This is a genomic window from Nocardioides sp. P4_G4 (genome assembly GCF_056401085.1).
This window is the reverse complement of sequence record NZ_JBFUKA010000104.1, coordinates 1-12,467: the sequence shown is the minus strand read 5'-3', so window position 1 is coordinate 12,467 and position 12,467 is coordinate 1. Positions and strand designations below refer to the sequence as shown.

Annotated in this window: 10 protein-coding genes; 7 read left to right on the top strand and 3 right to left on the bottom strand. The window is 71.8% G+C overall.

Annotation, left to right across the window (positions count from 1 at the left end):
• Positions 1–436, top strand: a 436-nt coding sequence (locus AC1DQF_RS19115) for a copper transporter (protein WP_477526814.1), incomplete at its 5' end; no start/stop codon positions are given.
• 11 nt (positions 437–447) lie between these two features.
• Positions 448–2,148 carry a CTP synthase gene (locus tag AC1DQF_RS19110; protein ID WP_477526813.1) on the top strand — a complete coding sequence of 567 codons (1,701 nt, stop codon included), beginning with the start codon at positions 448–450 and terminating at the stop codon, positions 2,146–2,148.
• Between the two features lie 45 nt (positions 2,149–2,193).
• On the opposite strand, the gene pepN is transcribed toward AC1DQF_RS19110, so the two are convergent.
• Positions 2,194–4,641 carry an aminopeptidase N gene (gene pepN, locus AC1DQF_RS19105; RefSeq protein ID WP_477526812.1) on the bottom strand — a complete coding sequence of 816 codons (2,448 nt, stop codon included), beginning with the start codon at positions 4,639–4,641 and terminating at the stop codon, positions 2,194–2,196.
• Positions 4,642–4,666: 25 nt separating this feature from the next.
• Here pepN and AC1DQF_RS19100 point away from each other — a divergent pair, with 25 nt between their 5' ends.
• The 4 genes from AC1DQF_RS19100 to AC1DQF_RS19085 all read left to right on the top strand — a co-directional run bounded on the left by AC1DQF_RS19100 (position 4,667) and on the right by AC1DQF_RS19085 (position 10,038).
• A complete protein-coding gene (locus AC1DQF_RS19100) occupies positions 4,667–5,299 on the top strand; it encodes an NUDIX domain-containing protein (RefSeq protein ID WP_477526811.1) in 633 nt (210 codons plus the stop codon).
• An 82-nt stretch (positions 5,300–5,381) separates the two neighbouring features.
• Positions 5,382–6,497 carry an alanine dehydrogenase gene (ald, locus tag AC1DQF_RS19095; RefSeq protein WP_477526810.1) on the top strand — a complete coding sequence of 372 codons (1,116 nt, stop codon included), beginning with the start codon at positions 5,382–5,384 and terminating at the stop codon, positions 6,495–6,497.
• 41 nt (positions 6,498–6,538) lie between these two features.
• A complete protein-coding gene (xerD, locus tag AC1DQF_RS19090; protein ID WP_477526815.1) occupies positions 6,539–7,441 on the top strand; it encodes a site-specific tyrosine recombinase XerD in 903 nt (300 codons plus the stop codon).
• On the top strand, positions 7,438–10,038 hold the full coding sequence (locus tag AC1DQF_RS19085) for a DEAD/DEAH box helicase (protein ID WP_477526809.1): 2,601 nt from the start codon (positions 7,438–7,440) through the stop codon (positions 10,036–10,038). The genes xerD and AC1DQF_RS19085 overlap by 4 nt, the downstream gene beginning before the upstream one ends.
• A gap of 108 nt (positions 10,039–10,146) precedes the next feature.
• On the opposite strand, the gene AC1DQF_RS19080 is transcribed toward AC1DQF_RS19085, so the two are convergent.
• Positions 10,147–10,671: a gluconokinase gene (locus AC1DQF_RS19080; RefSeq protein ID WP_477526808.1), complete on the bottom strand. Its 525-nt coding sequence runs from the start codon at positions 10,669–10,671 to the stop codon at positions 10,147–10,149.
• A 24-nt stretch (positions 10,672–10,695) separates the two neighbouring features.
• On the opposite strand from AC1DQF_RS19080, the gene AC1DQF_RS19075 reads away from it, so the two are divergent.
• A complete protein-coding gene (locus tag AC1DQF_RS19075; protein WP_477526807.1) occupies positions 10,696–11,382 on the top strand; it encodes a FadR/GntR family transcriptional regulator in 687 nt (228 codons plus the stop codon).
• 26 nt (positions 11,383–11,408) lie between these two features.
• Here the strand turns inward: AC1DQF_RS19075 and AC1DQF_RS19070 are convergent.
• The coding region (locus AC1DQF_RS19070) for a GntP family permease (protein WP_477526806.1) at positions 11,409–12,467 on the bottom strand (1,059 nt) is incomplete at its 5' end.

The following is a 12,467-nucleotide window of genomic DNA, read 5'->3' as shown; positions in this document are numbered from 1 at the left end:
CATGGGCCTCGCGGTCGCCACCACCACGGCCGAGGGCGAGCCCGCCAACGGCAAGGGCCGGGCGAGCCTCGAGAGCCTCACCGGTGCCGACCTGGTGACCGCACCGGGTGCGGTCGATCGGCGGGCGCCGCTCGTGCTGGTGGTCGTGGGCGACGCGCCGGCCGCCGAGGGCGGTGCCGCGATCCTGTCGGGCATCGTGGCCGGGCTCGACCGGGCCGCGGCGGGCGTCGTGGTCGTCGGGGACACCGCCGACGGTGGCGACGGCCAGCTCGGCCGCCTGCGCGCCGAGCCCGTGTCGGCGCAGGTCGCGACCGTCGACGGCGTCGACACGTCCGCCGGTCGGGTGACCTCGGTGCTGGCGCTCGCCCGGGCGCTGACCACGCCGGGAGGGTCCTTCGGCGTGTCCGGTGCCGACGGCCCGGTCCCGCTCGGGTAGGCTAGAACCCCGTGAAGAACCGGACGCCGACCAAGCACGTATTCGTGACCGGAGGCGTCGCCTCCTCGCTCGGCAAGGGGCTCACCGCCTCGAGCCTCGGAGCACTGCTCAAGTCGCGCGGCCTGCGCGTCACGATGCAGAAGCTCGACCCCTACCTGAACGTCGACCCGGGGACGATGAACCCGTTCCAGCACGGTGAGGTCTTCGTGACCGACGACGGGGCCGAGACGGACCTCGACATCGGCCACTACGAGCGGTTCCTGGACACGAACCTCAACCAGATCGCCAACGTGACGACCGGGCAGGTCTACTCCTCGGTCATCGGCAAGGAGCGCCGCGGTGACTACCTCGGCGACACGGTCCAGGTGATCCCGCACATCACCAACGAGATCAAGGACCGGATCCTCGCGATGGGCGGCGAGGAGATCGACGTCGTCATCACCGAGGTCGGCGGCACCGTCGGCGACATCGAGTCGCTGCCGTTCCTCGAGGCCGCGCGCCAGACCCGGCACGAGATCGGTCGGGAGAACTGCTTCTTCATCCACGTCTCGCTGGTGCCCTACATCGGCCCGTCGGGAGAGCTCAAGACCAAGCCGACCCAGCACTCGGTCGCGGCCCTCCGCTCCATCGGCATCCAGCCCGACGCCATCGTGTGCCGCGCCGACCGCGACCTGCCGGAGGGCATCAAGCGCAAGATCGCGCTCATGTGCGACGTCGACGACGAGGCGGTCGTCACCTGCGCCGACGCGCCGTCGATCTACGACATCCCGAAGGTGCTGCACCGCGAGGGCCTCGACGCCTATGTCGTACGTCGCCTGGACCTGCCGTTCCGCGACGTCGACTGGACCGTGTGGGACGACCTGCTGCGCCGGGTGCACCACCCGCAGGAGGAGGTGACCGTCGCCCTGGTCGGCAAGTACATCGACCTGCCCGACGCCTACCTCTCCGTCGGCGAGGCACTTCGCGCGGGCGGCTTCGCCCACGAGGCCAAGGTGAACATCCGCTGGATCGCCTCCGACGAGTGCCAGACCCACGAGGGCGCGCACAAGCACCTGCACGACGTGGACGCGGTCTGTGTCCCCGGCGGCTTCGGCATCCGGGGTCTCGAGGGCAAGCTCGGCGCCCTCACCTACGCCCGCACCAACGGCATCCCGACCTTGGGCCTGTGCCTGGGCCTGCAGTGCATGGTCATCGAGTACGCCCGCAACGTCGCAGGCATCGAGGGTGCGGCCTCCACCGAGTTCGACCCCGACACCGCGGCCCCGGTCATCTCGACGATCGAGGAGCAGAAGCAGTACGTCGAGGGCGCCGGCGACCTGGGCGGCACGATGCGCCTCGGCCTCCAGCCCGCCGACCTGACGGTCGGCAGCGTGGTGCACGCGACCTACGGTGCCGACCGCGTCGAGGAGCGGCACCGGCACCGCTACGAGTTCAACGACGCCTACCGCGGGCAGCTCGAGGGGGCCGGGCTGGTCTTCTCGGGCCGGAACCCCGACAACGGGCTGGTCGAGTTCGTGGAGCTGCCGGCCGACGTGCACCCCTACTACGTGGCCACCCAGGCGCACCCCGAGCTGCGCTCGCGTCCGACCCGCCCGCACCCGCTCTTCGCCGGTCTCGTGGGCGCGGCGATCGAGCGGCAGCGCGAGCTGCGGTTCCCCATCGACGAGGAGCTGCGGCGCATCGACGCCGACGAGGAGGTGCCCGCCCCCTAGTCGGGGCGGGCACCGCCCGTCAGGGCCGCGCCGCGGGCGTCGGCCTCACAGCTGGCGAGCCTGCAGGATCCGCGCCTGAACGAAGGTGTTGGACCTGAGCTGGTTGCGCGCGTAGGCGCTCAGCGACTCGTCCTCGGACGCGACCCGCGCGGCCGCCAGGAACTCCTCGTTGCCCACGCCCAGCGGGTACATCGCCCGGATGACCAGCCCCTGGTTGAGCAGCCCGCCCTTGAGCGAGCGCAGCTCGTCGAGGTAGCGCATCGCGAACGGGGCCAGCAGCTCGCTCTGGCCGGGTCGCCAGAAGGTGGCGCCCAGGACCAGGGTCTCGCGACTCGCGGGGACGGTGTAGTGGACGAAGAACGCGTCCCAGACCTCCTGCTTGGACTCCAGGTCCGGCCGGGCGGCCAGCACGTTGAGCCGGCGGGTGTGCGCGTCGGGGTCGGGGTCGGAGTCCAGCAGGCGCTGCACGGCGTCGGCGTCGTAGTCGCCGAGCTCGGCCCGGCGCACGGCGATGCGCCACGCGAGGTCGTTGTCGGCGGACGCCGCTGCCGCCTCCTCGAGGACTCGCCAGTGGGCCTCGGTGGACGCCGAGCCGGCCAGTGAGCGCAGCGCGGGCTGGCGGTGCAGGTCGGAGTCCGCGAGCGCCATCGCCGCGTCGGCGAAGGCCGCCAGGAGGGCCGGGGCCTCGTCCTGAGGCGCCCACCGGTCGGCGAACTGCATGCCCATGGCGAGGAACGCCTCGACCAGTGCGGGGCTGGACTCGGACGCCAGGCCGCGGGTCATGGCGCCGGCCGCGACCCGGGGCGCCAGCTCGCCGAGGAGCAGGAGCTGGGAGGCGGTGCCGACCACCAGGGCCCGCGACAGCGGGTCGGGCAGGTCGGCGACGTGCTCGAACATGAGCCGGCGCGACTCCTCGTCCGGCCGGACGGCCGCGAAGGTGAGGTCCCCGGCGTTGACCAGCCGCAGGGCGCCGTCCGGGAGGTCGACCGCGACCTCGGGGGTGGTGAGGACGACCGGCGTGGTGCCGGTGGCCTCCAGGGCTCCGTCGACGACGGCGTACGACGCGATGTCGACGCGGTGGGGACGCGGCGGCTCGGCGTCGGGGGAGGTGGCGACCAGGACTCCGTCCTCGAGGCTGAGGACGTCGGTGCCGGCCCGGTCCAGCCAGGCGCGGGTCCAGTCGCCGAGGTCGCGCCCGGCGGCCTCGCCGAAGGCGGTCATCAGGTCGGAGAGCACGGTGTTGCCCCACGAGTGCCGCGCGAAGTAGGACTGCAGGCCGGCGACGAAGGCGTCCTCGCCGATGAAGGCCGCGAGCTGGTGGAGCACGCCCTGGCCCTTGACGTAGGTGATGGCGTCGAAGTTGGCCATCGCCTCCGACACGTCCGCGACCTCGCCGCGGATCGGGTGGGCGGCCGGGCCCATGTCCATCTCGTAAGCGGTGCGCTTGAAGAGCGCGAGGAAGCTCGACCAGATCTCGGTGAACTCGCTGGCGTTGGCGAGGCCCCAGTTGGCCGCCCAGGACGCGAAGGCCTCGTTGAGCCACAGGTCGTCCCACCAGCGCATCGTCACCAGGTCGCCGAACCACATGTGCGCCATCTCGTGGAAGACGAACTCGGCGCGCACCTGGCGCTGCTGGTGGGTCGGGGGCGTGCGGAACAGCTGGGCGTCGCCGTAGGTGACGCACCCCCAGTTCTCCATGGCCCCGCCGAGGTTGGGCACGAAGACCTGGTCGTAGCGCTCCTGCGGGAACGGGACGCCGAACTTCTCCCCGAAGAACGCCAGGCCCTGGCGGGTCAGGGTCACCAGCTCCTCGAGGTCGCGCTCGAGGTGGGGGCGCAGCGACTGGCGGCAGTAGAAGCCGAGGTCGTAGCCGTCGTGCTGCTGGCGGACCTCGTGGAAGGGGCCGGCGTTGACCACCACGACGTACGTCGACAGCGGCGGCGTGTCGGCGAAATGCCAGACCCGCACGTCGTCGGTGTCGGCGCCCTCCACGGTGTCGGGCGCGGAGTTGGAGGTGACGGTCCAGGCGGCAGGCGCCAGGACGGTGAAGCGGTGCGGGGCCTTGAGGTCGGGCTGGTCGAAGCAGGCCCACAGCCGGCGGGCCTCGTCGGTCTCCAGGCTCGTCCAGACGTAGACGAGCTTGTCGGTCGGGTCGACCGTGCGCAGGATGCCCTCACCCGAGGCCGTGTTGGTCGTCTCGGCCGCGACGACGAGCACGTTGTGCGCGGCCAGGTCGGGCAGCGGGAGACGGCCGTCGGCGGCGGTGGACACGTCGAGGTCGACGCCGTTGAGGGTGGCGGACAGGACGTCGGCCGCGATGTCGACGAACGTCGCGGAACCGGGGGAGGAGCAGGTGAAGGTCACCGTGCTGGTCGAGGCGAAGCGCTCGCCCTCCAGCAGGTCGGACATGTCGACGTCGATGTCGTACCGCTCGACGGAGAGCATCGAGGATCGGCTCGCTGCCTCGTCACGGGTCAGGCTCAGGAGGGTCATGCGCCGACCGTATAGCGTCGTCCCCATGATCTCCGAGGACCGTCGTGAGTCTGTGCCCCCCGACGCGGCCCTCGCCGACCGACCCGCGGTCTGGCCCGTCCACGACTCCCGTGACCTGCACCGCGACGACTGGGTCGTCGCCCTGCGTGAGGACGTCGTGGCCCGCCCCGGTCACCCCGACGACCGGTTCCGCCGCATCTCCCTGGAGCACCCCGGTGCCGTGGTGGTGCTGGCGGTGGACGACGAGGAACGGGTGCTGTGCCTGCGGCAGTACCGCCACACCAACCGCCAGGACTTCGTCGAGCTGCCGGCCGGGCTCCGGGACGCCGGCGACGAGCCCGCCGTCGACACCGCCAGGCGCGAGCTGCGCGAGGAGGCCGAGCTGGCCGCCACGTCCTGGCAGCTGCTGCTGTCGACGTACGCGAGCGCGGGCATCACCGAGGAGGTGCACGAGATCTTCCTGGCGCGCGGCCTGTCGAAGGCGTCCAGGGGCGACTTCGAGATGCACGCGGAGGAGGCCGAGATGGAGGTCTTCTGGGTGCCGATGGCCGAGCTCCTCGACGCCGTGCTGGACGGCCGCGTCCGCCAGGGTCCCCTCGTGCAGGCCGTGCTGGCCTACGACGTGCTCGAGCGGCGCGGGGGGCTGGACGCGCCGTGACCGCGGCGGACGATATCGTCGGCCTGCTGTCACGGGTTGTGACCGGCATCACCGTGTGGAACGTTCTGGTCGAGGAGAGATCGTGAAGGTCGGCGTACCGAAGGAAGTCAAGAACCACGAGTACCGGGTGGCACTCACCCCGGTGGGAGCCCACGAGCTGGTCGACCACGGCCACGAGGTGTTCGTCGAGGCAGGTGCCGGCCTCGGGTCGAACATCCCCGACGAGGAGTACGTCGCGGCGGGAGCCACGATGCTCGCCGCCGCGGACGACGTGTGGGGCACCGCCGACATGGTGCTCAAGGTCAAGGAGCCGATCGCCGAGGAGTACCACCGCCTCCGTGACGACCTCACCCTCTTCACCTACCTCCACCTCGCCGCGGACAAGCCCCTGACCGAGGAGCTGCTCTCGCGCGGGACGACGGCCATCGCCTACGAGACGGTCCAGCTCCCCTCGGGCGGGCTGCCGCTGCTCTACCCGATGTCCGAGGTCGCCGGCTGCCTGGCCCCCCAGGTGGGTGCCCACTCGCTGCTGCGCGCCCAGGGCGGTCGCGGCGTGCTGATGGGCGGCGTCGGCGGTGTCGCCAACGCCAAGGTCGTCATCATCGGGGCGGGCGTCTCGGGTCAGAACGCCGCGAACATCGCCCTCGGCATGGGCGCGGACGTGACCCTGCTCGACACCGACCTCGACAAGCTGCGGATGTCGTTCTGGCGCTACAACAACCGGGTCCACGGACTCGCGTCGTCGGCGCTGGCGATCCGCCAGCAGGTCATGGAGGCCGACATGGTCATCGGTGCGGTCCTCATCCCGGGTGCCGCGGCGCCCAAGCTGGTCAGCAACGAGCTGGTCTCGCAGATGAAGCCCGGCTCGGTGCTCGTCGACATCGCCGTCGACCAGGGCGGCTGCTTCGAGGACACCCACGCGACCACCCACGCCGACCCGACGTACACCGTCCACGGCTCGGTCTTCTACTGCGTGGCCAACATGCCCGGTGCCGTGCCGAACACCTCGACCTACGCCCTGACCAACGCGACAATGCCCTACGCCGTGGCGCTGGCCGACAAGGGCTGGGCGCAGGCCTGCCGCGACGACGCGAGCCTGCTCAAGGGCCTCAACACCCACGCCGGCACGCTGACCAACGTGCCGGTCGGCCAGGGCGTGGGCATCGACGCCGTCACCCCGGAGTCGGTGCTGCCCTGAACGCACCCGGCCCCGACGGTCCGGGGGGCCTGACCCGGGCCATCCGGACCTACCTCGACCACCTGTCGGTGGAGCGCGGGCTGGCCGCCAACACCCTCTCGTCGTACCGGCGCGACCTTCGCAGGTACGCCGCACACCTCGACGAGCAGGGGATCGGCGGCCTCGACGAGATCACCGAGTCCACCGTGTCGGGCTTCCTCGTCCGGCTGCGCGAGGGCGACGCCGACCACGCCCCGCTCAGCGCGACGTCGGCAGCGCGCACGGTGGTCGCGGTGCGTGGCTTCCACAAGTTCGCGGTGAGCGACGGCCTCGCCACCGTGGACCCGGCGAGCGCGGTCAAGCCACCGACGCCGGCCAAGCGGCTGCCCAAGGCGCTGCCGCTCTCCGACGTCGAGGCGATCCTCGAGGCCTCCGGCGCGGCCGGCACCCCGCTCGCGCTGCGCGACCGGGCGCTGCTGGAGGTGCTCTACGGGACCGGCGCGCGGATCTCCGAGGCAGTCGGGCTCGACGTCGACGACCTCGACACCGTCGACGCCACCGTGCTGCTGCGGGGCAAGGGCTCCAAGGAGCGGCTCGTGCCGATCGGCGGCTACGCGCTGGAGGCGGTCGACGCCTACCTCACCAGGGCGCGGCCCGACCTGGTCTCGCCGCGGACCCCGGGCGGGGCCCTCTTCCTCAACTCGCGGGGCGGGAGGTTGTCGCGCCAGAGCGCGTGGGCGGTGCTGGTCAAGGCCGCCGACACCGCCGGGGTCACCCGCGACGTCTCGCCGCACACGCTGCGGCACTCCTTCGCCACCCACCTCCTCGACGGGGGTGCCGACGTGCGCGTCGTGCAGGAGCTGCTGGGGCACGCGTCGGTGACCACCACGCAGGTGTACACACTGGTCACCGTGGACAACCTGCGCGAGGTCTTTGCGACCGCACACCCCCGGGCCCGAGAGTGACCCGCCTCGACGAGCGCCTCGGGTCGACCACCGACCCCGACGGCGTGTACGACGCGTTCACCGGCTGGGTCGAGGAGCAGGGGCTGGACCTCTACCCCCACCAGGACGAGGCGGTCATCGAGCTGCTCGGTGGCAACCACGTCATCCTGGCCACGCCGACCGGGTCCGGGAAGTCGATGGTCGCGCTGGGCGCGCACGTCGCCGCCCTCGCCCAGGACAAGGTCAGCTTCTACACCGCGCCGATCAAGGCGCTGGTCAGCGAGAAGTTCTTCGCCCTGTGCGAGGTGTTCGGGGCCGACAACGTCGGCATGCTCACCGGCGACGCGGCGGTCAACGCCGACGCCCCCATCATCTGCTGCACCGCCGAGATCCTCGCCAACATCGCCCTGCGCGAGGGTCGCTCGGCCGACGTCGGCCTGGTCGTGATGGACGAGTTCCACTTCTACGCCGAGCCCGACCGGGGATGGGCGTGGCAGGTGCCGCTGCTCGAGCTCCTGGACGCCCAGTTCCTGCTGATGTCGGCCACCCTGGGCGACGTCTCGTTCTTCGTCGAGGACCTCACGCGTCGTACGGGTCGCGAGGTCGCGGTCGTCGCGGACGCCGAGCGCCCCGTCCCGCTGCACTTCTCGTGGTCCATGGAGCACCTCGACGAGACGCTCGCCGAGCTCGTGGAGACCGGGCAGGCCCCGGTGTACGTCGTCCACTTCACCCAGGCCGCGGCGGTCGAGCACGCGACGTCGCTGCTCAAGGGGACCAAGATCAAGGTCGACAAGGAGGCGATCGCCGAGCGCATCGGCGCCTTCCGGTTCGGCGCCGGCTTCGGCAAGACCCTGTCCAAGCTGGTGCGCAACGGCATCGGCGTGCACCACGCGGGGATGCTGCCCAAGTACCGCCGGCTGGTCGAGCAGCTCGCCCAGTCCGGCCTGCTGACCGTCATCTGCGGCACCGACACCCTCGGCGTCGGCATCAACGTGCCGATCCGCACCGTGCTCTTCACCGGCCTCGCGAAGTTCGACGGCAACCGGCAGCGGGTGCTGCGCACCCGGGAGTTCCAGCAGATCGCGGGACGCGCGGGACGGGCCGGCTACGACACGGCCGGGTACGTCGTCGTACAGGCGCCCGAGCACGTCATCGACAACGAGCGCGCCAAGAAGAAGGCCGAGGCCAAGAACGCCGCCCCGGGCGCCAACGCCAAGCGCAAGTCCAAGGCCCAGCTGAAGAAGCCGCCCGAGGGCACCGTGGTGTGGACCGAGCAGACCTACGACAAGCTGGTCGCCGGCGTCCCCGAGCAGCTCGTGTCGCGGATGCGCGTCGACAACGCGATGCTCATCAACGTCGCGACCCGCGACGAGGACGCCGTCGCGGTGATGAGGCGCCTCCTCACCGACAACCACGAGGACCGCCGCCAGCAGCTGCGGCTGTCGCGGCGGGCGCTGCGGCTCGCGCGCTCGCTGCTGCGCACCGAGGTGCTGACGCGGCTCGACGAGATCGACGAGCACGGACGCCGCTACGTGCTGACCGTCGACCTCCCGGCGGACTTCGCGCTCAACCAGCCGCTCGCGCACTTCGCGCTGGCGGCCCTCGACGTTCTCGACCCGGAGTCCGACACCTACACCCTCGACATCGTCTCGGTCGTCGAGTCGGTGCTCGAGGCGCCGCGACAGATCCTGATGGCCCAGCAGTTCACCGCCCGGGGCGAGGCCGTGGGGGAGATGAAGGCCGACGGCCTCGAGTACGACGAGCGGATGGCGCTGCTCGACCAGATCACCTGGCCGCAGCCGCTCGCCGAGCTCCTCGGAGCGCTCTACGAGACCTACCGACAGCGCCACCCGTGGCTGCCCGAGGACGCGCTGGGGCCCAAGGCGGTGGTGCGCGAGCTGTGGGAGCAGGGGATGGGGTTCACCGACTTCGTCAGCCGCTATGAGCTGGCGCGCTCCGAGGGACTGGTGCTGCGCTACCTCACCGACGCCTACCGCACCCTGCGCCAGACCGTGCCCGACGTGCACCGCACCCCCGAGCTCGAGGACCTCATCGAGTGGCTGGGGGAGACCATCCGGCAGACCGACTCCTCGCTGCTCGACGAGTGGGAGGCGCTCACCGACCCCGCGCACGTGCCCGGCCGGGTCGCGGCCCACGAGCCGCCGCCCCCGCCGCGACCGATCAGCAAGCAGGTCCGCCCCTTCACGGTGATGATCCGCAACGCCATGTGGGCCCGGGTGGACCTGGTCTCCCGCGACGACCTCGACGGGCTGCTGCGCCTCGAGCGGGCGGCCGCCGACCGCCTCGACCCGCCGCGACAGGTGGTCGTGGGTCGCTCGGTGTGGGACACCGCGATCGAGGCCTACTACGCCGACCACGACTCGGTGGTGGTCGACGGCGACGCCCGGGGACCCGACCTGCTCGACATCGGCGACGAGCGGACGGGTGAGCCCCTCGGCGCGGAGGAGGGGACGACGGCCCGGCTGCGCGACGTACGCCAGACGATCCACGATCCCGCCGGCGACCACGACTGGGTGATCGACGCGGTGGTGGACTGCGACGCCTCCGACGAGGCCGGTGAGCTGGTGCTCGCCACCGCGGCGATGCACCGGCTCTGAGCCCGCTCCGGGGACGCACGGCGGGACGTAGACACGCGGACATTGGTGGCCCCGCGCCCTCAGTGCCCCGCGTGCGGGCGTCGTACGACGGGGGCTGTGTCCGCGTGTCTACGCGTCGCGGAGGGCTGAGACCGCGGCACTGACGACGTCGGCCAGCGGCAGCGAGACGTCGACGACCGCGCCCAGCTCGTCGGCGGCCAGCGGCTCCAGGGTGTCGAACTGCGACTGGAGCAGGGACGAGGGCATGAAGTGGTCCCGTGCCTCCATGCGCTCGCGCAGCACCTCGAACGGGGCGTCGAGGTGGACGAAGAGCACGGACCCGACCGGCACGCCGCTGCGCAGCACGTCGCGGTAGGCCCTCTTCAAGGCCGAGCAGGTGAGCACCGTGGAGATGCCGTCGGCGTGGTGGAAGGCCTGCAGCGACGCCAGGGCCTCCAGCCACGGGCGACGGTCGTCGTCGTCCAGGGGGACACCGGCGGACATCTTCGCGATGTTGGCCGGCGGGTGCAGGCTGTCGCCCTCGACGAAGGTCCACCCGAAGCGGTCCGCCAGCTCGGCGGCGACGGTCGTCTTGCCGGTCCCCGAGACGCCCATGACCACCACGTGGCGGGGCCGCGCGTCACGAGGAACCATCGGCTCGCGGCTAGGGTTCTGCTCGTGTCGACCGCCCACAGCATCGTCCTCGCCGAGGTCGGCCCCCGCATCGTGCGGGGCGACCTGGCCGAGGGGTCCGTCCTCACCCTGGACTCCCTGGGGGAGACGTACGGCGTCTCGCGCACCGTCGCCCGGGAGGTCGTGCAGGTGCTCGCCTCGATGGGCCTGGTGGAGAGCCGCCGGCGCACCGGCATCCGGATCCTGCCGCGCGAGGAGTGGGACGACTACGACCCCGCCGTCATCCGCTGGCGCCTGGAGGGCGACGACCGGGTCCGGCACCTGCACCAGCTCGGCGAGCTGCGGGCCGCCGTGGAGCCGTCCTCGGCCGCCCTGGCCGCCCGGCACGCGGACGAGGCCCAGCGTGCCGAGATCGTGCGCATCGCCGAGCAGATGGAGGTCTCCGGGTCCGCCGGCGACCTGCGGACGTTCCTGGAGCAGGACGTCGCCTTCCACCGGCTGCTGCTCCGCGCGTCGGGAAACGTGATGTTCGCGGGGCTCGGCGATGTCGTGGAGGAGGTCCTGCGGGGACGCACCGACCACGACCTGATGCCGCCCGAGCCCAAGCCCGAGGCTCGGCGGCTGCACCGGGTCGTCGCCGAGGCGGTCGCCGGCGGCGAGCACGAGGTGGCCCGCCACGCCATGACGGCGATCTGCGCCGAGGTCGTCTCCGACCTCGACCACCCCCGCTGACGGGCCGGCGACCCGTTCGGAGGGACTCACACGAGGCCCGCGACCGGCCACAGGATCACGGCGAGTGCGAAGGCGCTGACACCCAGCGTGGTCTCCATGACCGTCCAGGTCTTGAGGGTGGTCTTCTCGTCCATCCCGAAGAACCGGCTCACCAGCCAGAACCCCGAGTCGTTGACGTGCGAGAGCACCGTGGCGCCCGCGGCGATGGCGACGACCAGCAGCGCGATGTGGAGGTTGTCGTAGCCGGCCGCCTGCGAGGCGATCAGCCCGGCCGTGGTGGTCAGGGCGACCGTCGCCGAGCCCTGGGCCACCCGCAGCGCGGTGGCGATCAGGAAGGCCTGGAGCAGCAGCGGGAGGCCGAGGCCGGACAGCGACGAGGTCAACGCGTCGCCGATGCCGCTGATGCGCAGGACACCGCCGAACATGCCGCCGGCACCGGTGATGAGGATGATCGAGCAGATGGGGGCGAGGGCCTGGTCCAGGACGTCCATCGTCTGGGCGATGGATCCGTTGCGGCGACCCAGCACCGCGATGGCGAGGAGCAGTGTGATCAACAGGGCGATCGGGGTGTTGCCGAGCAGCTGCAGGGCCTCGACCCAGCGCTGGCCCTCCTCGAGGGTGCCGCTCGCGACCAGCGTGGTGAGGATCGTGTTGAACGAGATGAGCACCAGCGGGACGAGCAGCAGCCCCAGCACGGTGCCGAAGGACGGGGGAGTGACGGCCGGACGGTCGTCGCCACCGTCGACCTCCCCGAAGATCATGTCGGAGACCGGGATGTCGTAGCGCCTGCCCAGCACGCGGGAGACGAGGTAGACGCCGAAGTACCAGGAGATGACGGCGACGGGGAGGCCGACGAGCAGGATGACGCCGATGTCGCCGCCGAGCGCCGTACCGGCCGCGACGGGGCCCGGGTGCGGGGGCACCAGGGCGTGCATGGCTGCGAAGGCGCCTGCGGCGGGCAGGGCGTAGAAGAGCACCGAGCCGCCGAAGCGGCGCGCGACGGTCAGGATGATCGGCAGGAAGACGACCAGGCCCGCGTCGAAGAAGATCGGGAAGCCGAAGATCAGCGCCGCGACGCCCAGGGC

Bases quoted from the DNA above. Each gene is read 5' to 3' on its own strand.
- AC1DQF_RS19100 (WP_477526811.1), top strand. From the start codon at position 4,667: ATGATCTCCGAGGACCGTCGTGAGTCTGTGCCCCCCGACGCGGCCCTC.
- pepN (WP_477526812.1), bottom strand. From the start codon at position 4,641: ATGACCCTCCTGAGCCTGACCCGTGACGAGGCAGCGAGCCGATCCTCG.
- AC1DQF_RS19080 (WP_477526808.1), bottom strand. From the start codon at position 10,671: ATGGTTCCTCGTGACGCGCGGCCCCGCCACGTGGTGGTCATGGGCGTC.